The sequence below is a fragment of the Edwardsiella sp. A.80236 genome, from assembly GCF_044540725.1.
Classification (GTDB): domain Bacteria; phylum Pseudomonadota; class Gammaproteobacteria; order Enterobacterales; family Enterobacteriaceae; genus Edwardsiella; species Edwardsiella tarda.
Map to the genome: position 1 here is coordinate 55,675 of NZ_JBIUCY010000015.1, position 26,360 is coordinate 82,034.

Below are 26,360 nucleotides of genomic sequence, written 5' to 3' on the forward strand. Positions count from 1 at the left end.
ACCGGAGAAGTCAACTATTGAGCAGATGCCATGATCCGTATTACCGAAGCAGCGCAAGAGCACTTTGCCAAATTGCTGGCAAATCAGGAACCGGGTACTCAGATCCGGGTTTTTGTCATTAATCCCGGCACGCCCAACGCCGAATGCGGCGTCTCTTATTGCCCGCCGGACGCCGTTGAGGCCAATGATCGTAAACTGGATTTTGAACAGCTGAGCGCCTATGTCGACGAAATCAGCGCGCCGTTTTTGGAAGACGCCGAGATCGATTTCGTTACCGATCAGCTTGGCTCACAACTGACCCTGAAAGCGCCCAACGCCAAGATGCGTAAAGTAGCCGATGATGCGCCGCTGATTGAACGCGTGGAGTATATCCTGCAATCGCAGATCAACCCGCAGCTGGCGGGCCACGGCGGTCGTGTCTCGCTGATGGAGATCACCGATGAAGGTTACGCCATCCTGCAGTTCGGCGGCGGTTGTAATGGCTGCTCAATGGTGGATTACACCCTGAAAGAGGGGATCGAAAAAGAGTTGCTGCAACGCTTCCCGGAACTGAAAGGGGTGCGCGATCTGACTGAGCACCAGCGCGGCGACCACTCTTACTACTGATATCCTCAGGCGGGCCGGATGCGACGGCCCCTATCGCGTGATCTGCCGCGCGACGCGCGGCTTTTTGGTCTTTCCCGTTTACACTAGCTCAACCCGTACGCCACACTCGCGTAGGCGCGCGACCACCTCCGCCGGGGCATCCTGACCGGTGATCAGAATGCCGATCTGCCCCGCGCGAGCGAACAGCATGCCAGCCCGCTGCCCCACCTTGCTGCTGTCCACCAGCGCCACTAGCTTACCGGCGTACTTCAGCATCTTCTGCTCTGCCATCGCCGTCAGCATATCGGTCTTGTACAGCCCCTCGGGGGTCAGCCCCTTACCGCTGGTAAACATCCAGTGTCCAGCATACAGCGAGGCATCGCCGTCCGCTGGCGCCAGCGTGATCGCCTGGGTGCGATTATACTGCCCCCCCATGATCACCACGCTATCGTGCTCTTGATCTATCAAGTAGTTAGCCAACGGCAAATAGTTGGTAATCACCTGCACATCGCGTCCGCAAAGCTCCCGCCCCAGCAAAAACGCCGTCGAGCCGCAGTTGATCACCACGCTCTCCCCCGGCTGCACCAGCCGCGAGGCGGCGCGGGCAATGCGCACCTTTTCATCGTGATTCTGCGCCCGGTGGATATTCATCGGCGTCCAGGCCATACGATTGGGGCTCACAGCCTCCGCACCGTTACGCACCTTTTTCAGCTTACCGGCGTCATTCAGCTTATTGATATCGCGCCGCGCCGTCGCCGGCGATACCTGCAGGCTCGCGATCACCTGCTCAACGCTGACAAAGCCATCCTGCTGCAGCATCTCCAGCAGGGTCTGATGTCGTTGTGATTCCGTCATGAAAATCCAGGCTCAGTGATGATTACAACATGAGTATATTTGAAAGCCGCGGGGAAACAAATCGGGCGGTATCCCTGCCATAGATACCGCCGCCGCCCGGCTACAAAAAGGCCTTAAAGGGCAGGTCTGGCTCCTGGGTGAAGCAGTCGTCAAAGCCGCGCGGGTAGTGATACTCCAGCCGCCCCTGATCCTGTGGCCAGGTAAACTTACCGCCCACCTGCCAGATAAAGGGGGTGAAGTCATAGCCCAGACGATCTTTCTTCATCTGCCACAGCACCCGGATCTCCTGCGGATCGGCCTGGAAGTTAGACCAGATATCGTGATGGAACGGGATCACCACTTTGGCCTTCAGCGCCTCGGCCATCCGCAGGATATCGGCGCTGGTCATCTTGTCGGTGATCCCGCGCGGGTTCTCGCCATAGGAGCCGAGCGCCACGTCGATGCGATGATCGTTGCCGTGCTTGGCGTAATAGTTGGAGTAGTGGGAGTCGCCGCTGTGGTACAGCGAACCCGCGGGCGTCTTAAACAGGTAGTTCACCGCCCGCAGATCCATACCGTCGGGCAGCGTACCCTGCGCCCGCTCCGACGGCGGCAGCGTGATCAGCGCGGTGCGATCGAAGGCGTCCAGCGCCACGATCTCCGTATCTTTGATCCGGATCGTATCGCCGGGGACCACCACCCGGCAGCGATCGCGCGGCACGCCCCAAGATACCCACAGATCGACGCATCGCTGCGGGCCGATGAAGGGGACGTCCGGTGCCGCATTGCGCAGCACCGCGGCCGCCACATTGATATCGATATGATCATTATGGTCGTGGGTCGCCAGCACCGCATCGATCTCGCGGATGGCAAAAGGATCGAGCACAAAGGGCGAGGTGCGCAGATTGGGCTGCAGCTTCTGCACCCCGGCCATCCGCTGCATCTGGTGCCCCGTCGCCATCCACGGATTGGCATGGCTGCGCTTACCGGTTCCGCACCAAAAATCGATGCACAGATTCGCCCCCCCCTCCGACTTCAACCAGATCCCGGTACAGCCCAACCACCACATCGCAAAGCTACCGGGATCCACAGTCGCCTGCTCTATCTCCTCGTTCAGCCAGGTCCCCCACTCCGGAAACGTGTTCAGGATCCAGGACTCGCGGGTAATGTCATCAAGTTTACTCATCGTCGGCCTCCTATCGGCTCACCAGTGCAGCGCATGTAATCAATATCAATCATATTTAGATCAATTTTGATTGCAATAGCGCAGTGAGCTGAGCGCAGGAGATACACGACGTAATAGCCCCTTCCCCTGTGCTGCGGCGCCATGGCCACAAATACATAAATTAATATTTATAATCATAGAGATAAAAATGTTACGGCGTACGGTGCAGCTAAAGGAACGCCTATCCACGGGGCGATCGACAAGTTGAGATCATAATCACAAATGATCATTTTTAATCTTTAAGTGATTTTTAACGATTGCTAGAGTGGTCGAATTATACACAGCCCTGAGCGCATCTCCCCCGATCCGCGCTCAGGATCCACGCCGAACGGAGAACGCTATGGACATTCTGTACCGTGCCTTTCTGATTTTTTTCAATCAAGTGATGACCAACGCCCCCCTGCTGCTGGGGATTGTCACCTGTCTCGGCTACCTGCTGCTGCGTAAACCGGCGACGGTGATCATCAAAGGCACCATCAAAACCATCATCGGCTTTATGCTGCTGCAGGCGGGCTCCGGCATCCTGACCTCAACCTTTAAACCGGTGGTAGCCAAGATGTCCGAGGTCTATCACATCAACGGAGCCATTTCAGATACCTACGCCTCGATGATGGCCACCATCGAGCGCATGGGTGACGCCTACAGCTGGGTAGGCTATACCGTGCTACTAGCGCTGGCGCTGAACATTCTCTACGTCCTGCTGCGCCGCCTCACCGGCATCCGCACCATCATGCTGACCGGCCACATCATGTTTCAGCAGGCCGGGCTTATCGCCGTGGTGTTCTATATCTTCGGCTATCCCATGTGGACCACGATCCTGTGCAGCGCGCTGCTGGTCTCACTCTACTGGGGCATCACCGCCAACATGATGTACCGCCCCACCCAGGAGGTCACCGACGGCTGCGGCTTCTCCATTGGCCATCAGCAGCAGTTTGCCTCCTGGCTGGCCTATCGGCTGGCCCCCTATCTGGGGCGCAGGGAGGAGAGCGTTGAAGAGCTCAAACTGCCCGGCTGGCTGAATATCTTCCACGACAATATCGTCTCGACCGCGATCGTGATGACCCTGTTCTTCGGGCTGATCCTCTGCTCTTTCGGGCTGGACACCGTCCAGCTGATGGCGGGGAAAACCCACTGGAGCATTTACATCCTGCAGACCGGTTTTCAGTTCGCCGTCGCAATCTTCATCATCGTCCAGGGGGTGCGCATGTTCGTCGCGGAGCTGTCAGAAGCCTTCACTGGCATCTCTCAGCGCCTGATCCCCGGCGCCGTACTGGCCATCGACTGCGCGGCCATCTACAGCTTCGCCCCCAACGCTGTCGTGTGGGGGTTTATCTGGGGCACCATCGGGCAGCTGATCGCCATCGGCATCCTGATCCTGCTGGGGTCACCTATCCTGATCATCCCCGGCTTTATCCCCATGTTCTTCTCCAACGCGACGATCGGCGTCTTTGCCAACCACTTCGGAGGCTGGCGAGCGGCCATCAAGATTTGTCTGGTCATGGGGATGATTGAAATCTTCGGCTGCGTCTGGGCCGTCAAGCTTACCGGGCTCAGCGCCTGGATGGGGATGGCCGACTGGTCCATCCTGGCCCCGCCGATGATCCAGGGGCTGACGCTAGGCCTGTGGTTTATGGGCGTTCTGCTGCTGATCGCCCTGGCCTACATGCTAGTTGCCGGGCGCAGCCTGCGCGCGGAAGAGGCGGCGCAGGTCGATCAGGCGCGCGGCGCAACACTCTAACTCCATGGAGAAACATCATGACAGTACACATTCTCGCCGTCTGCGGTAACGGCCAAGGCAGTTCAATGATCATGAAGATGAAAGTGGATCAGTTTCTAACCCAGCGGGGCGTTGACCACAGCGTCAACAGCTGCGCGGTCGGCGAGTATAAATCGGAGCTGAGCGGCGCAGATATCATCATTGCATCCACCCACGTCGCCGGCGAGATCAGCGTCAGCGGCAATAAATACGTGGTCGGGGTACGCAATATGCTGTCGGCGGAAGAGTTCGGCCCCAAGCTGATGGAGGTCATCCGCGCCCACTTTCCCCAGGACCTCAGCTAAGGAGCCATGATGAAACTGCGAGACTCGCTGGCGGAAAACCACAGCATCCGCCTACAGGCCGAGGCGGCGGACTGGCCTGCGGCCGTCAGGATCGGCGTGGATCTCCTGGTCAGCGCCGGCGTCGTAGAGCCACGCTACTACCGGGCCATCCTGGATAGCGTCGCGCGCTTTGGCCCCTACTTTGTGCTGGCGCCGGGGCTGGCCATGCCGCACGGGCGCCCGGAAGAGGGGGTGATCAAGACCGGCTTTGCGCTGGTCACCCTGCGGACGCCGGTCGCGTTCGGCCATGAGGATAACGACCCGGTGGACATTCTGATCACCCTGGCCGCCGTCGACGCCCACACCCATCAGGAGGTCGGTATCCGTCAGATCGTCGACCTGTTCGAGGATGAGGCCAACTTTACGCGCCTGCGCGCCTGCCGCACGCCAGCGCAGGTGCTGGCGCTCATCGATTCGGCAACCACCCCATCGCATCCCCAAGGAGTCGCCTCATGATACCGTCCCTGCCTATGCTGCAAATCGCGCTGGATAACCCGACGCTGGAGGCGGCCTACCTCACTACCCGGCAGATCGCCGAAGCCGTCGATATCATCGAGGTCGGCACGATACTGTGCGTCGGCGAGGGCGTGCGCGCCATACGCGATCTCAAGGCGCTCTACCCCCACAAGATAATCCTGGCCGACGCCAAAATTGCCGATGCCGGCGCCATCCTGGCGCGCATGTGTTTTGAGGCCAACGCCGACTGGATCACCGTGATCTGCTGCGCCGATATCGCTACGACCAAGAACGCGCTGGCGGTTGCCCAGGCGTTCGACGGCGATCTGCAGATAGAGCTGACCGGCTACTGGACCTGGGAGCAGGCACAGGCCTGGCGCCAGGCGGGTATCGGTCAGGTGGTCTACCACCGCAGCCGCGACGCACAGGCGGCGGGGGTGGCCTGGGGGCAGACAGATATCGACGCCATACGCCGCCTGAGCGACATGGGCTTTCGCGTCACGGTGACCGGCGGCCTCACCCTGGACGATCTGCCGCTGTTTCAGGGGATCCCGGTGCATGTATTCATCGCCGGACGCAGCATCCGCGAGGCCGGCGATCCGCTGGCCGCCGCGCACCGCTTCAAACAGCGCATCGCCCAGCTGTGGGGCTAAGGAGACCAATATGCTGCATCCTACCATGCCGCTGGGCATCTATGAAAAGGCGCTGCCCGCCGGCGAAGACTGGCCACGACGCCTGACGCAAGCCGCGCAGCTCGGGTTCGACTTCGTCGAAATGTCTATCGATGAAAGCGATCGCCGCCTGGCCAGACTGACCTGGTCGCGCCAGCAGCGTCTGGATCTGCTGGCGGCAATGGCGCACAGCGGCGTACGTATTCCCTCCCTGTGCCTCAGCGCCCACCGCCGGTTTCCGCTGGGCAGCGAGGATCAGGCGGTCAGGCGTCAGGCGCTGCGGCTGCTGGCCCACGCGATTACCCTCGCCCAGGATCTGGGTATCCGGGTTATTCAGCTGGCGGGATACGACGTCTACTATCAGCAGGGCAATGCCCTGACCCGCCGACTGTTCCGCGAGGGGCTGAGCCAAGCCGTCACCTTGGCCAGCCAGGCGCAGGTCACGCTGGCCATGGAGACCATGGACATGCCGCTGCTCAACTCCGTTAGCAAAGCGCTCGGCTACTGCCGCTATCTGCGCAGCCCCTGGTTCCAGGTCTACCCGGATATCGGCAACCTTTCGGCCTGGGATAATGACGTCGAGCTGGAGCTGGTGGCCGGCATCGACCGCATCGTCGCCGTGCATGTCAAAGATACCCGGCCGGGCCAGTTTCGGGATGTGCCCTTCGGCAGCGGCGTGGTCGACTTTGAGACCTGCTTCCGCACGCTGGATCGCCATGGCTACCGCGGTCCCTACCTGATCGAGATGTGGAGCGAAAGCGCCCCGGACCCGCTGCAGGCGGTGCGCGAGGCGCGCGAGTGGGTCATTGAACGGATGCGACGTGCCGGACTGGCGGTGACGCAGGAGGCCTCATGGAACGGCTGAAACAGCAGGTCTACCAGGCCAACATGGCCCTGCCGCGCCACGGGCTGGTCACCTTTACCTGGGGCAACGTCAGCGCCATCGATCGCCAGCGCGGCTATGTCGTCATCAAGCCCAGCGGCGTCGCCTATGAGGCGCTGACCCCCGCGGCGATGGTCGTCGTCGATCTGAACGGACGGATCGTCGCTGGCGCGCTGCGCCCCTCATCCGACACCCCGACCCACCTGGCGCTGTACCGCCGCTACCCGCAGCTGGGCGGTATCGTGCATACCCACTCGACCCATGCGACCGCCTGGGCACAGGCGGGGCGGGCGATCCCGGCGCTCGGCACCACCCACGCTGACTACTTCGACGGCGACATCCCCTGTACCCGCGCGCTGAGCGCCGCCGAGATCGACCACGACTATGAGCATCACACCGGGCGGGTCATCATCGAAACGCTGGCGCAGCGCGACCCGAGCCATATGCCGGGGATCGTCGTTCACCAGCACGGTCCCTTCGCGTGGGGGGAGAGCGCGGCGCAGGCGGTGCATAACGCGGTGGTATTGGAGGAGGTGGCCAAAATGGCCTGGATTGCCTATAGCCTGAACCCGCGCCTCGCCCCGCTGGACCGGGCGCTGCGCGATAAGCATTTCCGGCGCAAGCACGGGCCGGATGCCTACTACGGCCAGCGCGGCTAAATAAATCGCTGGCGCCCCCGGATCAGTCACGTAACCGACGACTGAGCCACAAGCCATGATGCGGGCGCTGGCGCCAGGCGATAGACGAAATAGTATGCATGGTGCGCAAATGCGATAGGATGCGCCGCAGATGGACCTCCATCGGCGTCATCGGCATGCCTTGTTGTGGCTCCGGGATCGGAATCGCCTGGTTATCGTTGCTACTCGGCCCATCGTGTTCCAGACGCTGCTGACAGAGCTGCAAGGCAATCTCGCCACACTGCAAATAGTCCTGGGCCAAACGTGGCGTCAGCATATAGTGCTCTCGCGCCAGGATCGTCATGGCATTGAGGTGCTCGACGATAAACTGGCTGTGAGTGATCCACAGACGCATATCGGCCAAATAGCGTGAGTCGAAGCCCGGCTCCTGCATCGCTTGGCTGAGAGAGGAGTAGAGCGTGTTCTGTGCCTGGTTGCTGCGCATACGCGCATAAGCCTGCTCGCTGACCCCCACGTCGGCAGAGAGGAGCAAACGCAGCTCATCCTGATACGCCTCCAATGCCTGATGGGCATTCTTTCGCAACAAACCACTCTGCCACTGTGGCCACAGCCAGATCGTGCTGGCGAAGGCGAGGATACAGCCCAATAGGGTATCTACCAGGCGCGGCACCAGGAAGTTCGAACCATTCAGCGCCAACAATTGCAGAGTAAATACCGCGCTGACCGTAAAGCCGATGACGGCCAGGCCGTAGTTCTTGCGTAACACCAGATAAGCCCCCAGCGTCACCAACAACATCACCAACAACATCACCGCCTCGCTCAACGTCAGTTGCAACAGGCCAGCGGCGATAATCAGACCGGCAAAGGTCCCCATCGCACGGTGCTGGATCCGCACCCGCGTCGCGTTATACCCATTCTGGATCACCAGCATCGTGGTCAACATGATCCAGTAAGATTTAGGCAATGCCAGTAAGATCCCCAAGCCGCTACCGGCGGCGAGGGTCAGCCCGAGGCGCAAGGCATTACGCAGCGCGCCAGACTTCGGTGAACAATAGGCGCGCAACGCCGGCCAAAACGGCAGGCGTTGCTGCGTCGCCATCAGTTGGCGTTGATAGAGGGGGCGCTGGCGCTCTAATAAACGTGCCATGCGGCTAAAGTGGTGCAAACAGAATTGCCCCACCGGGTTGTCGGGATAGCGACTGGCCAGCTTCTCCAACGCGGAGACCTCAGGCTGCATAGAGAAGTGCTGTGGATAACGGTGATAGAGAATGTCATCCGCCACCACCCGCAGGCGCCCAGCGACGACCTGGGCATTGCGCCGAATGATCGCCTCGGCCTGGCTCTGCGCCACCAGCGTCTGCACCTCCTCCGGCTGAGAGAGACTGACGGTGATATGCTCTTGCAGATCGAGCGCCACCTGAAAATAGCGAACCAGGCGCTTGTACTCGGGGTTATGAACCAAAGAGAGCATGTGCATCTGCTGGTAGATCACCGTGATCAGATCCATCACCTTCTGCTGACGATTCAACAACGGCGGCAAGGCCGTCTGTGGATCACTATGCTGCGTCAGCAAGCTGTACTTGGCCTCGATATAATCCCCCAACTCCAAATAGAGCTGGTTCAGCGTCTCGCGAATCGGCTGCCCCTTCCACAGGATAAACCAGAACCAAGTAAACGCACCGTACCAGACGGTCCCCACCAGATACAGCAGCGGTGCCTGCCAGATAGGTACCATGCCGACCATACTCAGAGTAAAGATGGCGGCGACCAACGTGGCAGGCAGCAAGCGGGCATGCAATGGGCTGATCTCTCCATTGACGCCCAGCAATAACGCCAGAAAAAGCATCGCCAACGGCACAGGCACCTGCCATAACAAGGCAAGCTGCAAGAGAAAACTACCGAGCGCGAATAGCGAACCACCCACGGCCAGGCGTTTAAAGAAGCGTTTATGTGGTGTATCCAGACCCGCGATGTTACAGCAGACGGGAACCAGCGAGAACAGTAGCCCCTGTTGCAGTTGGCCAATCAATAACCCGAACAATACCGGCAGACACAAGACCAGCGTCTGACGCAGTGCATAATTCACTTCCGGGTGGTAGATAAACCGCCGCCACATGAGCACCATCCTGGGGATGGAGAGAGTCCCGCGCCACGAGGGCGGCGCGGGCGAAAAATCACCGCGTCCCGTAGACGACGATGGTTTTACCGTGGGCTGAGATCAGGTTCTGATCTTCCAGCATCTTCAAGATACGACCGACCGTTTCACGCGAACAACCGACGATCTGACCGATCTCCTGACGCGTAATCTTAATCTGCATACCGTCCGGGTGCGTCATCGCATCCGGTTGCTTCGCCAGATTCAACAGCGTCTGGGCAATGCGGCCGGTAACGTCCAAGAAAGCCAGGTTACCGACCTTCTCTGACGTCACTTGCAGGCGACGCGCCATCTGCGCGGACAATCGCATCAAGATATCCGGGTTTACCTGAATCAACTGACGGAATTTCTTATAAGAAATTTCAGCCACTTCACAGGCAGTTTTCGCCCGAACCCAGGCACTGCGCTCCTGTCCTTCCTCAAACAAGCCCAACTCACCGATGAAATCGCCCTGGTTCAGGTAAGAGAGGATCATCTCCTTGCCCTCTTCATCCTTGATCAGTACCGCGACAGATCCCTTCACGATGTAATAAAGCGTCTCCGCCTTTTCACCTTGGTGAATCAAAGTACTTTTTGATGGATATTTATGAATATGGCAATGGGACAGGAACCATTCAAGGGTTGGGTCTGTTTGTGGTTTGCCGAGAACCATTCGCTATTATCCTCTGTTGTTATCGCATCCCCGTGCGCCAAACGCGCCCCGCCAGGCGGCGGAGCCGGGAAACTGCCTAGTAACCTGTTATAGCACTGCACTTGTCGAATATAGTTTTATTAGCCTAAGGGAGTTGCTACCCGACCTTATTGATCTATACCCGCTTCATTCCATTAAAGGTGCATGTCGGCTTAGTTTGTAGCATAGCTTGACCCAACTGTCTCGCACTGTCTCGTTTCAGCATGGAATAGCTCACTGTTCGCCGCGTTTTTTTTCCCAACGGAATTATTTTTGCACCTTATTTGCACAGTAGCCTGCGCTAAATCACCAAGAAAAGCGAGCGATTAGCGTTAATCGTCCCCGTTAAACTGGCTACGCGCCATAATATTGACACTTTCATGAAGTTCAGACCAAACAACCACGGCCTCGCCGCTTATCAGCTGTTGGCGCACATCCTCAACCTTCTGTGCCAGACTCTTCTCCTGTTCGCCATAATCGGTTCCCTCACGTAACACGAAGGCTTCGATTAAATTATCCAATGTTGTCGGGGCGATATCTCGCCAAGGAATGATCACGTCATTGACTCCAAATAACAGGCTAACCATTCGGGAATACGCTGCTCTAACCACAGGGACGGGCGCCATAGCGTGCCGTTGATAAAGCCGACGTGTCCACCGAACTCGGTGAGCTGATAGTCGATATTAGACGGTAGCCGTGCCCTATCCGGGATCACCGCCGCCGTCATGAAAGGATCGTCACGCGCTTGCAAGATCAACAACGGCTGGCGAATCGCAGCCAGACGCGGCAACGCGCTACAACGCCGATAATAATCATCCGCGCCGGCGAAACCATGCAGCGGCGCCGTAATCTGCTCGTCAAACTCACGCAACCGACGCAACCGCCGGATCTGCTGCGGATCGAGCGCTCGTAACTGGGGATAACAACGCTGTTTACGCAACGCGCTGCGCTTGAGCTCATGTAACAGGTAACGTTGATAAAAACGCCCCGCCCCACTCTCCAAGTGCGCCGCACAGGCCGCCAACTGTAACGGCGCCGAGACCAACACTGCCGCCGTCAACGGCGCTTGCGATCCCTCCTCCGCCAAATAGCAGGCCAACATATTCCCCCCGAGAGAGACGCCGACCGCCGCCGTCGGTACCTCACCCAGCGTTCGGCGTAACCATGCGAGGAAGAAACGCGCATCGCCGGTCTCGCCCGAATGATAAAAACGTGGCAGCAAGTTAGGCTCACCACTACAGCCGCGAAAATGCATCACCACCGCTAACCATCCCGCCGCACGACACGCCTGCAGCAGACCATGAGCATAGGGGCTATAAAAACCACCCTCTAATCCGTGAAAGAGCACCACCCGCGGCTTATGGCGTGCGGCAAGCGGCGCCTCGCTCCAGGCCAGATCGATAAAGTCGCCGTCCGGTAAGGTGAGCCGTTGCCAGGTCGGCGTCAATGCCACTCGGCGACGTAACAGACGCGGCAATAGTGTCTGAAGATGCGGGTTGCGCAGCAGAGGCGCGGGTGAAAATGGCGTGACGCTCATGGTAGCTGAAGAAAATTCATCGAAGGACGCGTTGTATCATCAATAGCACACTGTTAGGGTCAAAACATCTCTTTCCCTACGATGCGGAGCCTAATCGGCATGGACAGCACCCTGTTCCTCTCTCTAGTCGGATTCCTCTGGGTGGCGGCGATCACGCCGGGCCCCAACAACATGCTGCTGACCACCTCCGGTGCCAACCTCGGTTGGCGATCCTCCTGGCCATTAATGTTGGGCATCATCCTGGGCATGCAGACTCTGCTGTTGCTGGTCGCCTTCGGCATCGGCGGCCTGCTGTTACTCTACCCGACGCTGCATACCCTACTCAAAGGGCTCGGCAGCCTCTATCTGCTGTATATCGCCTGGAAGGTGGCCACCTCACGCTATACTCGCCTGACGCCCACTGCGTCGGAGGCGACACTCGCTCCGCGAGCCATCCGTTGGCATCAGGGGTGGTTACTGCAATTCCTTAACCCCAAAGCCTGGCTGATGACGCTGGGCGCCGTAACCAGCTTTACCCTACCCGGCAGCGACTATCCGACGACGGTAGCGCTCATCAGCCTGGCGATGGTGCTGATCAATCTCATCGCCGGTATCCTATGGCTCGGCTTCGGCACACTGATTGGCCGCTTACTGCAAAGCCGGCATGCTTGGTTCGCCTTCAATCTCGCGATGGGCGCCCTCACCGCCGCCTGTGTCCTGCTGATCTGGCGCTAATAGCGGCTCACACCCCGTACCCCATCAGGCGCATGATGTCCTGCGCCTGACGTACCGCCTCTTGGCGGTGCGTTACCCCCAGCTTCTGATACAGATTCCGAATATGGGTCTTGATGGTGGTGGCGGCGACCGCTAACTCGTCGGCGATCTGCTCGTTACTGTACCCGGAATAGATCAGTCCCAATACCTGCCATTCACGCTGGGTCAAGGGGCTGGTGCGGATCAGCTCCGGCACCTGAGGGTGATTCAACAACCGCTCGACGAATTTCTCGTCGAAATGCGCGAATTTATGCCGATGATGCTGGTTAATGTCGCGCAGGATACGTTGCGCGCGATGTACCTCCAACTCCGGCAGGGTATTGAGTTGTAACAGTTGGCGCAACTGTTGAGCCATCACCTCACCCTCGATGACAAAGTGGCTGACAAAGCCGGTGCGGTTGGCCAGGCTCAGCGCCTCCATCAGTACCCGCAACGCCTCGCTCTTCCGATCCATATGCCAATACAACAAGTTACTCAGCAACAGGTTACGGTTCAGATCGCTCACCAATCGCAGACGACGCGCCGCACCGTTCAACGCCTCCAGAACCGCTTGCGCCTCCTCATACTGCCCCAGCATGATCTGTACGCGGGCGATATTGCGCCACTGCCCCTGGAGGAAGTGATTATCCGGCGCCGCCGGACGCACCGCCTGTAATAGCCAGTTACCCGCAGCCTGACGATCACCAGTGATCTGCCAGTAGATCACCCGCGCCTTATCGGCATTCACCAACCAGTCGCTATGGTAGTTACCCGACTGCAACAACGCCTCACAACGGCGTAGATGTTGCCCAGCATTATCCAAATCGCCCCGCGCCAGCGAGCACTTAGCCAGGAGCGCCAGGCACTGTAACTGCTGCTGCGGCTCAAAATTTGCCAACACCGCCAACCCCTCACGCGCCGCGCGCTCGGCGTCATCTAGCCGCATCCATGACCACAGTACTTGGGCGCGGATACGCAATAGGAACTCGTGCATCGGGAGCTGTTGCAGGTGCTGTTCCTCGACCAGCTCAAACGCCTTATCCTGGGTCTCGTAGGCCGCCTGCAAGAAACCTTGGGCAATCAGGATCTCACTCTGCTGCAACAGGGCCCAGAGCGCGTAATGATAGGCTTGATGACGACGGGCCACCTGCTCGGTCTGCTGCATCATCGGTAAGGCCCGCGCCAGCATGCCCTTACAATGCAATACCTCGCCCAAGACGGAGCTACTGACGATACGACTGTAGTAGCTACCGATCGGTAGATGACGCAACGCCTCCGTCGCCAAGCGCTCGGCATCATCCGGCCGACCATCGTTGATCGCCACTTGAGCACGCAAGGCATTAAACTCGGCATGCAGCGCCGCATCCAGCGTAATCTGGCGCAGCGCCATCTCCTGCTCGGCGCGCGCCAGCAGGGTATTCACCTCGCTATAACGATGCTGACTCTGTGCTAACCAGGCTTGCAACAACGCCAAACTAGGATGTTGGATCAAGGCGTCATAAGGCAGTGTATTCAGGCAGGACTCGAGCAACGCCAGCTCACATTGATGGAATAAACTCCAAGCATGCTGCAACAGAATATCGCACAACAGCGCCATGTCGCCGGCTGCCTGAGCGTGATGAATCGCCTCGGCCGGGAATCCTTGGCTCAACCACCCTTGCGCCGCACGGCGATGTAGCTGAGGCAGTGCCGTCGCCATCTCGCGCTGGCAACGATTACGCAAGAAATGGGCGAACAGCGGATGAAAACAGAACCACTCGCCCTCACCATCCATGCGGTGGATAAACAACCCTTGCCGCTCTAGCTCTTCCAGGCGTTGCTGCCCCTCCTCCTCGCCCGTCAAGGCACAGATCAGGGCATCGTTCATCGAACGTAGCACCGAGCAGCACAGCAGGAAGCGACGGGTATCGTCATCGACCCGATCCAAAACCTCATCGGCCAGATAGTCGGCCAGATGCGTCGCATTGATGCGAGCCAGACGACGGGCTGATGCCTGCGCCTGCGCCGAAGATTGACGCGCCGATAGGGCGATCAACTGTAACGCCGTCGGCCAGCCTTCGACCTCATCGCACAACGCATACATCTCGTCATCGGCCAGGGGCGTATTGAGGCGCTGATGGAAAAACTGGCCAGCCTCCAGGTGGTTAAACGCCAGCTGACGCGTGTTAATTTCCAACAGCTGCTCCCGCACCCGTAGGTTCGCGATGCCTAACGGCGGCAGGGTGCGTGACATCAGACACAATGTTAGGTTATCGGGCTGATGGCGAAGGAAAAAGCGCATTGCCTCATGCACTTGTGGATGAGAGATGAGATGGTAGTCGTCGATCACCAAGTAAAGCGGTGTCGGCCAATCGGCCAACTCGATAAACAGCTGGGCGAATAACGCGGACAACGTGGCGTATTGATGCTTCTGACTCATCGCCTCGCTTTTGGCGCACTGACCGCCGGTCGCCTGCTGTATTGCGGCGATCAAATAGTGGGCGAAACGCTCCGGCTGATTATCGCTCTCATCCAGCGAATACCACCCCAGATGCGCCTTCTCCTGCGCCCACTGCGCCATCAGTGTCGTCTTACCATAACCCGCCGGGCCGTTCACTAATACCAAGCGGTAATTACGCGCCGCGTCTAAGCGAGTGAGTAATTGTTCCCGTACTACCGTAGTTTGTAGCCGTGCTGGACGGCTCAATTTTGACGGAATCAGCATGATCGCCAGCCCCTATTCTGATACCACCTCTACACCAGTTCGGCCCGTGCCGAACAAGGTAGCGCAGGTGCCATCCTGCCCCAGAAATCGCCACTACGCGCCTATTTATTTTACGCTTCGTAATTAATGACTGCTCTTTAAGGTCTGACAATGTGCGCACTATTGCAACCGAGGTTCGGTACCCGATCGCAGGAAGTTGCTACTGATCACATTTTTCGGCGAGTCCATGCAATTAGCGCCTCAATCGCCACTAATACATCCCATTTGTACGTCATAAATACGCGCTCGTTGCGACGAGGGGTGCCATCCTCGGCGTAGCAGGCGTGGCACGGATCACAGTTCAGACTACGCCCTAAGACTCCTCCCCTGAGCAGGTCACGGCGGGAGGATGTTTTCACCCCATGGGATCGTCAGGATGTGAATCATGCCTAATACTTCAATTTTGACGCATTGAGAGAGACGCCTATGTCGTATACCCCGTTCGATCAAGCCGCCTTCCACGCGGCGCTGACCCGCCACTGGCAAGGATTGGGCCTGGAAAATATACAGCAGATGAACGCTCGTCAGTGGTGGCAGGCGGTCAGTCACGCCTGTGCCGAGCAACTCGCCGCGACGACTCAGCCCGCCCCTGTCGTGACGGAGGAGCAACGCCATGTGAACTACCTGTCCATGGAGTTTCTCATTGGCCGTCTCACCGGTAACAACCTGCTCAACCTGGAGTGGCACGATGCCGTAGCGCAGGCTCTGGGGCAATACGACATACAGCTCAGCGACCTGCTAGAACAAGAGGTCGATCCGGCGCTGGGTAACGGTGGATTGGGTCGTCTGGCGGCATGCTTCCTCGATGCCATGGCCTGCGTCAAGCAACCCGCTATCGGTTATGGGCTGTGCTACCAATATGGTCTGTTCCGCCAATCCTTCAGCGACAGCCACCAACAGGAAAGTCCGGATGCGTGGGGACGCGATGAGTACCCCTGGATGCGTCAAAACCGGGCGTTGGATGTCCAGGTCAACGTAGGCGGCAAACTTCTGCGTGAAAACGGGACAGTGCGCTGGCAACCGGCCCTGACCTTACGCGGTGTGGCACGTGATCTTCCCGTTATCGGCTATCGCAATGGTATTAGTCAACCGTTACGCCTCTGGGTCGCCTGCCATGATCATCCTTTCGATCTCGATAGTTTCGATCGTGGGCAGTTCCTGCGTGCCGAGCGTCAAGGCATCGACGCCGCCAAGTTGACGAAGGTCCTCTACCCGAACGATAACCACCAAGCCGGCAAGCGCCTACGCCTGATGCAGCAATACTTCCATTGCGCCTGTTCGCTGGCCGATATCCTCCGCCGCCATCACTTGGCCGGACGGAAACTCGACGCGTTACCTCAACATGAGGTCATTCAGCTCAACGATACCCACCCCACCATCGCCATCCCCGAGTTGATGCGTATTCTCCTCGATGAGCATGGCATGACCTGGGAGCGCGCCTGGGATATCACCCGCCAAACCTTCGCCTACACCAACCATACCCTGATGCCAGAGGCGCTGGAGTGCTGGAGCGAAAGCCTGGTGCGTAGCCTGCTGCCACGTCATCACGACATCATTCGCCAGATCAATCAGCGCTTCCAGCAGGTCGTCGAACAACGCTGGCCGGGTGATAAGGCGCTCTGGCAACGCATCGCCATCATCCATGACAAGCAGGTCCGCATGGCTAACCTGTGCGTCGTCGCAGGGTTTGCCGTCAACGGGGTCGCCCAGTTGCACTCTGACCTGGTTAAGAGCGATCTGTTCCCCGAGTACTATCAGCTGTGGCCAGAGAAGTTCCACAATGTCACCAACGGGATCACGCCACGGCGTTGGCTGAAGCAGTGCAACCCCGCGCTCGCCGGGCTGATCGATCGCACCTTGCAACGCGAATGGGCTAACGATTTAGATGCGCTACGTGGGCTGGAGCCTTATGCCACACAGGCCGGGTTCCGTGAGGAATATCGCCAGATCAAACAACAGAACAAAGCGGCCCTGGCACGCTATGTGAAACAGACTCAAGGCTTGATCCTGAATACCGACGCCATCTTCGACGTCCAGATCAAACGTCTGCATGAATACAAACGCCAGCATCTCAACCTGCTGCATATCCTGGCGCTGTACCATGAGCTGCGCGCCAATCCCAACGCCGATCGCGTACCGCGTCTCTTCCTGTTCGGTGCCAAGGCTGCTCCAGGCTACTACCTGGCGAAAAACATCATCTACGCGATCAATCGTGTGGCCGAGGTGATCAACCATGATCCCCGCGTCAAGGATCGCCTCCAGGTCGCCTTCCTGCCAGATTATCGCGTCTCTCTCGCGGAGATGATGATCCCGGCCGCCGATGTCTCCGAGCAAATCTCCACCGCCGGCAAAGAGGCCTCGGGTACCGGCAACATGAAGCTGGCCCTCAATGGCGCACTGACCGTCGGTACGCTAGATGGTGCTAACGTCGAGATCGCCGAGCAGGTCGGAACCGACAACATCTTCATCTTCGGCCAGACGGTGGCAGAGGTAAAAGCCACCCTCGCCGCTGGCTACCAGCCACAAAAAATCTATCGCCAGGATAAGCGACTGAAGGCCATCATCGACGAGCTCGGCTCCGGTCACTATAGCCAGGGCGATCGTCACGCCTTCGACATGATGCTGCACAGCTTGCTACAAGGCGGCGATCCCTATCTAGTGCTGGCCGACTTCGCCGACTACTGTCAGGCACAAGCCAAGGTGGATACCCTCTATCGCGATAGCGAGGCATGGACGGAGAAGACCATCCTTAATACCGCGCGAGTCGGCATGTTTAGCGCCGATCGGGCTATCCGCGACTATCAGCAACGCATCTGGCAACGCCAGCGTTAAGGAGTCGCCATGCAACGCGCACCGACGCAAACCACTCTGGAACAGCGGGCATCCAAGGCCGGGATTGCCAGCAGCTACATCAACGCCCATGGTCGTAGCCAGGCCATCAGCGCACAGACCAAGCAGCGCCTACTCGATGCGATGCCTGCGCCGGTGCCTCACTCGGGGCCATTGCCCAGCGTACTGGTCGCCGGTCAAGGTGGTAACACCACCATCACCCTGCAACAGAGCGGAGACTACCAGTGGTCGCTGTTCCTGGAAAACGAGATGCAGCCCGCCCATCAAGGGCGGCTGAAACGCCGCAAACAGCTGGTACTGCCGCCTCAACTGCCGTTGGGCTATCATCGCCTGCAACTGAGTGAGGGTGAGCGACAGTGGCATTGCCCACTGATCATCACGCCGACTCGCTGTCATGAGCCCGATGCCTTGTTGACCGGACGTAAGCTCTGGGGCGCCTGCGTCCAACTCTATACCCTGCGCTCGGCGAGCAACTGGGGGATCGGTGACTTCGGCGATCTCGCTCAGATGGTCGGTCAGATCGCCCAGCGTGGCGGTGCCTTTATCGGCTTAAATCCGATCCATGCGCTGTACCCGGCTAATCCCGACAGTATTAGTCCCTATAGCCCCTCTTCGCGTCGTTGGCTGAATATCATCTATATCGATGTTAATCGTGTCGCGGAGTTTCAGCATAGCGAGGCCGCTCAACGCTGGTGGCAGGATGAGGGAACCCGCCAACGTCTGGCGGCGGTACGAGCGAGCGACTGGGTCGATTATCCCGCCGTCTACACCCTGAAACTGGAGGGGCTACGCCTCGCCTTCCAAGCCTTCAACGCACAGGGTAACGATGCGCGCACTCAGGCCTTTCAACGCTTCGTGCAGCGAGGAGGAACCAGCCTACAACACCAGGCAGCCTTCGATGCCCTGCATCATCACCTCCAGAGCCAAGATGCGCAGATGTGGGGCTGGCCGGTATGGCCACCCGCCTTACGACGGGCCGACAGTCCAGAGGTTGCCCAATTCTGTCGCCAACACCAGCAAGAGGTTACCTTTTTCCTCTGGTTACAGTGGCTGGCCGATAGCCAATTGGCTGACTGTTATCAGCAGGCGAACCAGCACGCTATGCCTATCGGGCTATATCGCGATCTGGCGGTCGGTGTGGCACAAGGTGGCGCCGAAACCTGGAGCGAGCCGGAGCTCTACTGCCTACAGGCCTCCGTCGGCGCTCCACCCGATATCCTCGGCCCGTTAGGGCAGAATTGGGGATTGCCGCCCATGGATCCCCATACCCTGCACGCCCTGGGCTATCAACCCTTCATCGAGATGTTACGTGCCAACATGCGCCACTGTGGTGCGTTGCGCATCGACCATGTCATGTCGCTGCTACGCCTGTGGTGGATCCCCCAAGGCGAGTCGGCCTCGGAGGGCGCCTATGTGCAGTATCCGCTCGACGATCTCCTGGCGATCCTGGCCTTGGAGAGCCAGCGCAACCGTTGCATGGTGATCGGTGAAGATCTGGGAACCGTACCGGTCGAGATTATCGCCAAGCTGCGCGAGTACGGTGTCTACTCCTACAAGGTGCTGTACTTCGAGCACGATAGCGATAATGTCTTTCGCGCCCCGCAGAGCTATAACGTGCAGGCGATGGCGACCGTGACCACCCACGATCTCCCGACGCTGCATGGCTACTGGCAAGCTGACGATCTGCGCCTCGGCGAACGCCTCGGCCTCTATCCCGATCGCGAGGTTCTCGCCGAGCTCTATCAAGATCGGGCGGCGGCCAAGCAAGGTTTGCTCGACGGTCTGCACCACTATGGCTGCCTGCCTCGTCGTACCGGGCGCCATGCCGAACGCATGACGATGACCCCCTGTCTTAGCCGTGGGGTCCAGCGTTACGTGGCCGATAGTGCCAGCGCCCTCCTGGGCCTCCAACCCGAGGATTGGCTCAACATGACCTCGCCGGTCAACGTGCCTGGCACCTGCGACGAATATCCCAACTGGCGGCGCAAACTTAGCGCGACTATTGAGGAGATATTTAATAATGAACAAATTAATCGCTTGATAAAGGATTTGGATAAGCGGCGACGGCGCGTTTCCGCCGGATGAAAAAAAAATAATGGCCGCTGGCATGGCGGCCATTATTTTCTGGCGGTTTTTGTTTTTTCTGCTAAGAAAAAACTTTCTTCCTTATAAATCAATCCCAAATGAATTAATACCAATATATATCCACTTTCATTTTCCCACATTATTTGTCGTATGTTACCCGTATAATCATAATATTCATCATCATATTACACCCCCTACACGTGACCGCCTCCGCAATCTCACATTGAATTTGAAAAAGAGTCAGATTACATTATTCGACACCGTGTGGTTGTCATGAATAAATAACGTATCACCCTGGTATTAAATAAGTATTTAATTGGTTTCAATCATATCAATAATATCTATTGTTATTACTGTTCAGCATTATGATACCGAATAGTTAAACCTTTGCTGCGGGTGCTCGGCATCATCCGCGCCTTTCCTTGCCTGCGCTGGGCAAGAGGGCATAGGGATTTGTCAAATAAGGACGTGACCATGACTCATAGCGTGACAGATATTGCACTTATCGGCCAGTTAACCCAACGGACAGTGGCGCTGGTATTAGCCGGCGGACGAGGAACTCGGCTTAATGGGTTAACCGATGGACGAGCCAAACCCGCCGTCTATTTTGGTAGCCGTTTCCGCATCATCGATTTTACCCTCTCCAACTGTATTAATTCCGGTCTGCGCCGTGTCGGTGTCATCACCCAGTATAAGGCTCACTCGTTGCTGCGCCATATTCAACATGGTTGGTCATTCCTGCACTCCGAACGCAATGAGTTTATCGACCTACTCCCGGCCCGCCAGCAGTTAGAAGAAGGTCACTGGTACCGAGGCACGGCCGACGCGGTATACCAGAATAAATCCATCATGCAGCAGCACTATCGTCCTGAATATGTCGTTATCTTAGCGGGCGATCATATTTATAAGATGAACTACGCCCAAATGCTATTGGATCACGTAAAGTCTGGCGCACAGTGCACCGTCGGCTGCATCGAAGTTCCCCGTGAGCAGGCGCATGCCTTCGGGGTTATGGCCGTCGATGAGCAATTCCAAATCACCCGTTTTGAAGAGAAACCCGCGCATCCCCCCGCCATGCCTGGCGACCCGACACGCTCACTGGCCTCGATGGGGATCTATATTTTTAATGCCGATTACCTCTACCAAGCGCTCGATGAGGCGCAAACCGATCCGCAGACGAGCTTCGATTTCGGTAAAGATATCATCCCGGCGGCAGTGCGCGCCGGCGTCGCCTATGCCCACCCCTTCGGCCGCTCCTGCATGGGATTTACGGCCGACGGTGAGGCCTACTGGCGCGACGTCGGTACCCTGGATGCCTACTGGGAGGCCAATATCGATCTGATCAGCACCCCACCGCGTCTGGATCCCTTCGATCCCAACTGGCCAATCATCAGTAAGCATGCCCAACTGGCCCCCGCCCGTTTCAAACAGTCGGCACGCCACATCGGGAATAAGGTTGAAAATGCCCTGATCGGCGGTGGCTGTATCATCGATAGCGCCCATATTCAGGACTCGATCCTTTCCGCCCGTGTCGAGGTGTCGCCAGAGTCCTCTATCGAGGCCTGCGTCCTCATGCCCGAAGTGTATGTCGGGCGGGGATGCCGCCTACGGCGTTGTGTCATCGATCGCGGCTGCCGTCTCCCCGACGGCCTGACGATTGGTGAAGATGCACAGCAAGATGCACGCTATTTTCACCGTAGTCCGCAAGGTATCGTCCTGGTGACCCAAGAGGCGTTAGCGCGTTTGCCAGCACGCCATCTGGCGCCGCCCATCCTGGCCGTACCCGCCTAACGCAAAAAGTGCGCCGTGCCGCCGCCGGCGCATAAAGCTGACTATGCTTAAAGATGGTCGCTGCAACGACGATGTACCGATGCAGCGTAGAGTGAAAATGATGTTCTCGCTACCGGGGGGCGACGCCAGCCGGTAGCACTCAGACTGATGGCCGGCATGAGGATGGTGTTATCGTCTTCCCCCTTACGGAATCGAGCATCCCATGCTGTCAATTAAAGGAAGAATGCCATGTCCGTACTTCCCAGCAAGCACACGATCCAACAACTATTAACGGGCCACTGTGCCGACCCCTTCGCCCTGCTCGGGATGCATTCGACGGCCAAAGGGCTGGCGGTGCGGGCGCTGATGCCCGATGCCCAGGCGGTGCAGGTCGTCGATCGTAAGAACGGGCGCACCGTCGCCACTCTGGAACCGATCCATGAGGGTGGCTTTTTCTGCGGCCTGCTGCCTCGACGTAAGAATCCGTTTCCCTACTTGCTACGGGTCACCTGGGGTGACCAGCAACATCTGTTGGAAGATCCCTACCGTTTCGGCCCCTTGCTGGGAGAGATCGATAACTGGCTACTGAAAGAGGGGACGCATCTGCGCCCCTATGAGCGCTTGGGTGCCCATCTGACCCAATTGGCCGATATTCGCGGCGTCAGCTTCGCCGTCTGGGCACCGAATGCCCGACGCGTCTCGGTCGTGGGTAACTTCAACAACTGGGATGGCCGTCGCCATCCGATGCGCTTACGCCAAGAGAGCGGGATCTGGGAGCTGTTCATCCCGGCACTCGAGGCCGGCGAGCTGTATAAATTCGAGTTGATCGACGCCAACGGCGATCGTGTACTCAAGGCCGATCCCTACGCCTTCGAGGCGCAGATGCGTCCGGATACCGCCTCCTTGGTCGCGGCACTACCGGAGAAGAACGCACTCAGCGCCCAGCGCAGCGCCGCCAATGGCTTCAGCGCCCCCATCTCCATCTACGAAGTGCATCTCGGCTCCTGGCGACGCCACAGCGACAACAACTACTGGCTCAGCTACCGGGAGATGGCCGAACAGCTGATCCCCTATGTCAAGGAGATGGGCTTTACCCATATTGAGCTGCTGCCGATCAACGAACACCCCTTCGATGGCTCTTGGGGCTACCAGCCACTCGGGCTGTACGCGCCGACCCGACGTTATGGTACGCCACAAGAGTTCCGTGCCTTTATCGATGCCGCCCATGCCGCCGGGATCAACGTCCTGCTCGACTGGGTTCCCGGTCACTTCCCCAGCGACGACTGGGGGCTGGCGACGTTCGACGGCACGGCGCTGTATGAATACGCCGATCCCCGCGAAGGATTCCATCAGGATTGGAATACCCTGATTTACAACTATGGCCGCCACGAAGTACGTAACTTCCTGGCCGGAAACGCGTTATTCTGGCAAGAGCGTTACGGTATCGATGGGTTGCGTGTCGATGCGGTGGCGTCGATGGTCTACCGTGACTACAGCCGCGCCGCGGGCGAATGGGTGCCGAACTGTCACGGCGGCAATCAAAATCTTGAGGCCATCGAATTCCTACGCTACACCAACCGCACCCTCGGCGAGCAACGTCCCGGCGCCGTCAGCATCGCAGAGGAGTCGACCGACTTCGCTGGCGTCACGTTACCGCCGGATGCCAATGGGCTGGGCTTCCACTTCAAGTGGAACATGGGGTGGATGCACGACACCCTCAACTACATGAAGCATGATCCAATACATCGTAAGTACCACCACGATCTGATGACCTTCGGCCTGCTGTACGCGTGGAGTGAGAACTTCGTGCTGGCGCTCTCACACGATGAGGTGGTCCACGGCAAAGGGTCGCTGTTGGACAAGATGCCCGGTGACGCGTGGCAGAAGTTCGCCAACCTACGCGCCTACTACGGCTTCATGTGGGCCCACCCCGGTAAGAAACTGTTGTTCATGGGCGGGGAGTTCGCCCAGGGACGCGAATGGAACCACGAAACTAGCCTGGACTGGCACCTGCTGGAAGGTGAGGATAACTGGCACCACGGCGTGCAGCGCCTGGTCCGCGATCTGAACCAGTGCTACCGCAATTGTGGCGCGCTACATCGCTGGGATTGCGATGCGCGTGGCTTCCGCTGGCGGGTGGTCGACGATAAGCAAAACTCGGTCTTCGCCTTCGTCCGACGGGATGATCTGGGCAATGAGATCCTCGTGGTCAGCAACTTCACCCCGGTGCCACGCCATCACTACCGCATCGGTGTCGATCTTCCGGGACGCTACTGCGAGATACTGAATACCGACTCCAGCCACTACCACGGCAGCAACAGCGGTAACCAAGGCGGTGTGGTGAGCGAAGCGATCGGCAGCCACGGGTGTGAATACTCCCTGCAACTGACCTTACCGCCGCTATCGACGCTCTACCTGTGCCTGGATAACGGGAGCGAGGACGATGCTCAGGCCGGGTAACGCTTACCCCCTGGGCGCCCATGTGACGCCGCAGGGGATCAACTTCGCCATCGCCTCGGCGCATGCCCAGCGCATCGAACTGTGTCTGTTCGATCGTGACGGGCGCCAACAGTCCTATGAGCTGCCAGCCCGTAGCGGTGACGTGTGGCACGGTCTCCTGCCCGGCGGACACGCTGGCGTGGAATATGCCTACCGTGTCTACGGCCCCTGGCAGCCGGCGAGCGGCTTGCGTTTTAACCCGGCCAAGATGGTGTTAGATCCCTACGCCCGGGCACTCACCCACGCGTTACCGCTCGACGAGCGTTTGTGCGGTGGCCTGCATGAACCGGACTGGCACGATAACCGCGATCTGCTGCCCCGCTGCATCGTCAGCGATGAAAGCTATGCCTGGCAGGAGGACGTCTCGCCGAACACGCCCTGGAATCGTACGGTGATCTATGAGGCGCACGTGCGTGGCTTAACGCGTCTGCACCCGGCCATCCCGCCGGAGCTGCGCGGTAGCTACGCGGCGCTGGCGCACCCGGTGATGCTAGAGCATTATGCCCGGCTGGGGATCACCGCCCTGGAGTTGCAGCCTATCCAGATGCATGCCGACGAACCCCGCCTGCAACGGCTAGGGCTGAGCAACTACTGGGGCTACAATGTGTTGGCCCCCTTTGCCCTCGAGCCTCGCTACCACTCTGGACGGCGCGGCAGCACGCCACTGAGTGAGTTCTGCGCGACAATCGCCGCCCTGCACCGTGCGGGCATCGAGGTAATCCTCGACGTGGTATTCAACCATACCGCCGAGCTGGACGAATCCGGGCCGATGGTTTCGCTGCGCGGCATCGACAACCGCAGCTACTACTGGCGGGACGCCCAAGGACAGTTGGCGAACTGGAGCGGCTGTGGCAATACCCTATGCCTAACCGAGCGCCACAGCGTGCAGTGGGTGATGGATTGCCTGCGCTACTGGGTCGAGACCTGCCATGTCGATGGCTTCCGTTTCGATCTGGGAACGACGCTGGGGCGTACCCCGGCGTTCAGCCGCCAGTCACCGCTGTTTATCGCCATCGCTCAAGATCCCTGCCTCGCCAAGGTGAAGTTTATCGCCGAGCCCTGGGATATCGGCCCTGATGGCTACCAACTTGGCCAGTTTCCCCAATATTTTGCCGAATGGAACGACCGCTTCCGCGACGATATGCGGCGCTTCTGGCTCCAAGGTAGCTGTACCAACGGCGACTTCGCTACCCGTTTCGCCGCCTCCAGCGATCTGTTCCGTCACCCTGGCCGCCGCCCCTCCGCCAGCGTCAACCTGATCAGCTGCCACGACGGGTTTACCCTGCGCGATCTGCTGAGCTACAACCAGCGTCACAACCAAGCCAACGGCGAGGACAACCGCGACGGTCACAGCCAGAACTACAGTAATAACCATGGGGTGGAAGGTATCGACGCGGAGGATGAAGTCCAGGCACGACGCCAAGCCAGCGCCCGCGCGCTACTCACCACGCTACTGCTCTCCCAGGGGACACCGATGCTACTGGCGGGAGACGAGATCGGTCACTCGCAGCAGGGCAACAACAATGCCTACTGCCAGGATAACCCCACCACCTGGATCGACTGGACGCAGGCCGACGAGAGAATGCTGCACTTCACCGCCCAGCTGATCCATCTACGGCAACGCATCACGGCCCTGACCGACGACCGTTGGTGGAACGACAACGATGGCAGCGTACGCTGGCTAAACGCCGACGCTCAGCCGATGACAGCACAACAATGGCAGGCATTGCCGCCTGGTGCGTTACAGATCCTACTGGCGGAACAGTGGCTGTTGGTGATCAACGGTGGCGCGGATGCCCAAACGATAACGCTGCCCCCCGGCGACTGGCATATTCCGCCCCCTTTTGCCGAATTACGGGAAGACATGCATGGCGGCCGTCAATCCCTTGCCGCCCGCAGCTGTTGTCTATTTATGCGTATCTAGCGC

Annotated in this window: 20 protein-coding genes; 13 read left to right on the top strand and 7 right to left on the bottom strand. The window is 58.8% G+C overall.

Going from position 1 to position 26,360, the window contains the following annotated elements; all coding sequences use genetic code 11:
- The first annotated feature begins 30 nt into the window (after nt 1–30).
- Nucleotides 31–606 (top strand): Fe-S biogenesis protein NfuA, encoded by a 576-nt coding sequence (nfuA, locus tag ACEQFP_RS13085; RefSeq protein ID WP_005290532.1) that lies wholly within the window; start codon nt 31–33, stop codon nt 604–606.
- A gap of 78 nt (nt 607–684) precedes the next feature.
- Here nfuA and ulaR read toward each other — a convergent pair whose 3' ends face one another.
- Nucleotides 685–1,440, bottom strand: a complete 756-nt coding sequence (ulaR, locus tag ACEQFP_RS13090) for an HTH-type transcriptional regulator UlaR (protein ID WP_370547147.1) — start codon at nt 1,438–1,440, stop codon at nt 685–687.
- Between the two features lie 100 nt (nt 1,441–1,540).
- Complete coding sequence (gene ulaG / locus ACEQFP_RS13095) at nt 1,541–2,605, bottom strand: L-ascorbate 6-phosphate lactonase (RefSeq protein ID WP_012850088.1); 1,065 nt, start codon at nt 2,603–2,605, stop codon at nt 1,541–1,543.
- A gap of 379 nt (nt 2,606–2,984) precedes the next feature.
- Here ulaG and ulaA point away from each other — a divergent pair, with 379 nt between their 5' ends.
- From ulaA to ACEQFP_RS13125, 6 genes are read left to right on the top strand one after another with little or no spacing between them, the layout of a single operon-like run.
- Nucleotides 2,985–4,382, top strand: a complete 1,398-nt coding sequence (gene ulaA / locus ACEQFP_RS13100) for a PTS ascorbate transporter subunit IIC (RefSeq protein WP_370547146.1) — start codon at nt 2,985–2,987, stop codon at nt 4,380–4,382.
- Between the two features lie 17 nt (nt 4,383–4,399).
- Nucleotides 4,400–4,705: a PTS ascorbate transporter subunit IIB gene (gene ulaB, locus ACEQFP_RS13105; protein ID WP_370547145.1), complete on the top strand. Its 306-nt coding sequence runs from the start codon at nt 4,400–4,402 to the stop codon at nt 4,703–4,705.
- 9 nt (nt 4,706–4,714) lie between these two features.
- Nucleotides 4,715–5,200 carry a PTS ascorbate transporter subunit IIA gene (ulaC, locus tag ACEQFP_RS13110; RefSeq protein ID WP_370547535.1) on the top strand — a complete coding sequence of 162 codons (486 nt, stop codon included), beginning with the start codon at nt 4,715–4,717 and terminating at the stop codon, nt 5,198–5,200.
- A complete protein-coding gene (locus tag ACEQFP_RS13115; protein ID WP_370547144.1) occupies nt 5,197–5,853 on the top strand; it encodes a 3-keto-L-gulonate-6-phosphate decarboxylase UlaD in 657 nt (218 codons plus the stop codon). Before ulaC ends, ACEQFP_RS13115 begins: the two co-directional genes overlap by 4 nt.
- A 10-nt stretch (nt 5,854–5,863) precedes the next feature.
- Entirely contained in the window at nt 5,864–6,736 is an 873-nt protein-coding gene (locus ACEQFP_RS13120) for an L-ribulose-5-phosphate 3-epimerase (RefSeq protein ID WP_370547143.1), read from the top strand.
- On the top strand, nt 6,724–7,413 hold the full coding sequence (locus ACEQFP_RS13125; protein WP_370547142.1) for an L-ribulose-5-phosphate 4-epimerase: 690 nt from the start codon (nt 6,724–6,726) through the stop codon (nt 7,411–7,413). The genes ACEQFP_RS13120 and ACEQFP_RS13125 overlap by 13 nt, the downstream gene beginning before the upstream one ends.
- A gap of 22 nt (nt 7,414–7,435) precedes the next feature.
- Here ACEQFP_RS13125 and ACEQFP_RS13130 read toward each other — a convergent pair whose 3' ends face one another.
- The 4 genes from ACEQFP_RS13130 to ACEQFP_RS13145 form a co-directional block, all read right to left on the bottom strand.
- The gene (locus tag ACEQFP_RS13130; RefSeq protein WP_005295440.1) at nt 7,436–9,508 is read right to left on the bottom strand and encodes a YccS/YhfK family putative transporter; all 2,073 of its coding nucleotides are present in this window, start codon (nt 9,506–9,508) and stop codon (nt 7,436–7,438) included.
- Nucleotides 9,509–9,566: 58 nt separating this feature from the next.
- Complete coding sequence (crp, locus tag ACEQFP_RS13135) at nt 9,567–10,199, bottom strand: cAMP-activated global transcriptional regulator CRP (RefSeq protein WP_000242755.1); 633 nt, start codon at nt 10,197–10,199, stop codon at nt 9,567–9,569.
- A gap of 350 nt (nt 10,200–10,549) precedes the next feature.
- The gene (locus ACEQFP_RS13140; RefSeq protein ID WP_005290539.1) at nt 10,550–10,774 is read right to left on the bottom strand and encodes a YheU family protein; all 225 of its coding nucleotides are present in this window, start codon (nt 10,772–10,774) and stop codon (nt 10,550–10,552) included.
- Complete coding sequence (locus ACEQFP_RS13145) at nt 10,771–11,754, bottom strand: hydrolase (RefSeq protein WP_068870131.1); 984 nt, start codon at nt 11,752–11,754, stop codon at nt 10,771–10,773. Before ACEQFP_RS13145 ends, ACEQFP_RS13140 begins: the two co-directional genes overlap by 4 nt.
- A gap of 99 nt (nt 11,755–11,853) precedes the next feature.
- Between ACEQFP_RS13145 and ACEQFP_RS13150 the strand changes: the two genes are divergently transcribed.
- Nucleotides 11,854–12,468: a LysE family translocator gene (locus tag ACEQFP_RS13150; RefSeq protein WP_035600035.1), complete on the top strand. Its 615-nt coding sequence runs from the start codon at nt 11,854–11,856 to the stop codon at nt 12,466–12,468.
- A gap of 7 nt (nt 12,469–12,475) precedes the next feature.
- On the opposite strand, the gene malT is transcribed toward ACEQFP_RS13150, so the two are convergent.
- Nucleotides 12,476–15,190: an HTH-type transcriptional regulator MalT gene (malT, locus tag ACEQFP_RS13155; RefSeq protein ID WP_005295455.1), complete on the bottom strand. Its 2,715-nt coding sequence runs from the start codon at nt 15,188–15,190 to the stop codon at nt 12,476–12,478.
- A gap of 465 nt (nt 15,191–15,655) precedes the next feature.
- On the opposite strand from malT, the gene malP reads away from it, so the two are divergent.
- The 5 genes from malP to glgX all read left to right on the top strand — a co-directional run bounded on the left by malP (nt 15,656) and on the right by glgX (nt 26,357).
- Nucleotides 15,656–18,061, top strand: a complete 2,406-nt coding sequence (gene malP / locus ACEQFP_RS13160; RefSeq protein ID WP_005290549.1) for a maltodextrin phosphorylase — start codon at nt 15,656–15,658, stop codon at nt 18,059–18,061.
- Nucleotides 18,062–18,070: 9 nt separating this feature from the next.
- Complete coding sequence (malQ, locus tag ACEQFP_RS13165; RefSeq protein WP_370547141.1) at nt 18,071–20,164, top strand: 4-alpha-glucanotransferase; 2,094 nt, start codon at nt 18,071–18,073, stop codon at nt 20,162–20,164.
- 474 nt (nt 20,165–20,638) lie between these two features.
- Complete coding sequence (glgC, locus tag ACEQFP_RS13170; RefSeq protein ID WP_370547140.1) at nt 20,639–21,955, top strand: glucose-1-phosphate adenylyltransferase; 1,317 nt, start codon at nt 20,639–20,641, stop codon at nt 21,953–21,955.
- 228 nt (nt 21,956–22,183) lie between these two features.
- Entirely contained in the window at nt 22,184–24,394 is a 2,211-nt protein-coding gene (gene glgB, locus ACEQFP_RS13175; RefSeq protein WP_005290558.1) for a 1,4-alpha-glucan branching protein GlgB, read from the top strand.
- Complete coding sequence (gene glgX, locus ACEQFP_RS13180; RefSeq protein WP_047058986.1) at nt 24,378–26,357, top strand: glycogen debranching protein GlgX; 1,980 nt, start codon at nt 24,378–24,380, stop codon at nt 26,355–26,357. The genes glgB and glgX overlap by 17 nt, the downstream gene beginning before the upstream one ends.
- Nucleotides 26,358–26,360: the final 3 nt, after the last annotated feature.

What these genes read in the sequence shown, in the direction of transcription:
- ulaA (WP_370547146.1), top strand. Translation starts at nt 2,985, where the DNA reads ATGGACATTCTGTACCGTGCCTTTCTGATTTTTTTCAATCAAGTGATG.
- ACEQFP_RS13125 (WP_370547142.1), top strand. Translation starts at nt 6,724, where the DNA reads ATGGAACGGCTGAAACAGCAGGTCTACCAGGCCAACATGGCCCTGCCG.
- ulaR (WP_370547147.1), bottom strand. Translation starts at nt 1,440, where the DNA reads ATGACGGAATCACAACGACATCAGACCCTGCTGGAGATGCTGCAGCAG.
- ulaB (WP_370547145.1), top strand. Translation starts at nt 4,400, where the DNA reads ATGACAGTACACATTCTCGCCGTCTGCGGTAACGGCCAAGGCAGTTCA.
- malP (WP_005290549.1), top strand. Translation starts at nt 15,656, where the DNA reads ATGTCGTATACCCCGTTCGATCAAGCCGCCTTCCACGCGGCGCTGACC.
- glgB (WP_005290558.1), top strand. Translation starts at nt 22,184, where the DNA reads ATGTCCGTACTTCCCAGCAAGCACACGATCCAACAACTATTAACGGGC.
- crp (WP_000242755.1), bottom strand. Translation starts at nt 10,199, where the DNA reads ATGGTTCTCGGCAAACCACAAACAGACCCAACCCTTGAATGGTTCCTG.
- ACEQFP_RS13120 (WP_370547143.1), top strand. Translation starts at nt 5,864, where the DNA reads ATGCTGCATCCTACCATGCCGCTGGGCATCTATGAAAAGGCGCTGCCC.
- glgC (WP_370547140.1), top strand. Translation starts at nt 20,639, where the DNA reads ATGACTCATAGCGTGACAGATATTGCACTTATCGGCCAGTTAACCCAA.
- ACEQFP_RS13130 (WP_005295440.1), bottom strand. Translation starts at nt 9,508, where the DNA reads ATGTGGCGGCGGTTTATCTACCACCCGGAAGTGAATTATGCACTGCGT.
- ulaG (WP_012850088.1), bottom strand. Translation starts at nt 2,605, where the DNA reads ATGAGTAAACTTGATGACATTACCCGCGAGTCCTGGATCCTGAACACG.
- glgX (WP_047058986.1), top strand. Translation starts at nt 24,378, where the DNA reads ATGCTCAGGCCGGGTAACGCTTACCCCCTGGGCGCCCATGTGACGCCG.
- nfuA (WP_005290532.1), top strand. Translation starts at nt 31, where the DNA reads ATGATCCGTATTACCGAAGCAGCGCAAGAGCACTTTGCCAAATTGCTG.
- ACEQFP_RS13115 (WP_370547144.1), top strand. Translation starts at nt 5,197, where the DNA reads ATGATACCGTCCCTGCCTATGCTGCAAATCGCGCTGGATAACCCGACG.
- ACEQFP_RS13150 (WP_035600035.1), top strand. Translation starts at nt 11,854, where the DNA reads ATGGACAGCACCCTGTTCCTCTCTCTAGTCGGATTCCTCTGGGTGGCG.
- malT (WP_005295455.1), bottom strand. Translation starts at nt 15,190, where the DNA reads ATGCTGATTCCGTCAAAATTGAGCCGTCCAGCACGGCTACAAACTACG.
- ACEQFP_RS13145 (WP_068870131.1), bottom strand. Translation starts at nt 11,754, where the DNA reads ATGAGCGTCACGCCATTTTCACCCGCGCCTCTGCTGCGCAACCCGCAT.
- malQ (WP_370547141.1), top strand. Translation starts at nt 18,071, where the DNA reads ATGCAACGCGCACCGACGCAAACCACTCTGGAACAGCGGGCATCCAAG.
- ulaC (WP_370547535.1), top strand. Translation starts at nt 4,715, where the DNA reads ATGAAACTGCGAGACTCGCTGGCGGAAAACCACAGCATCCGCCTACAG.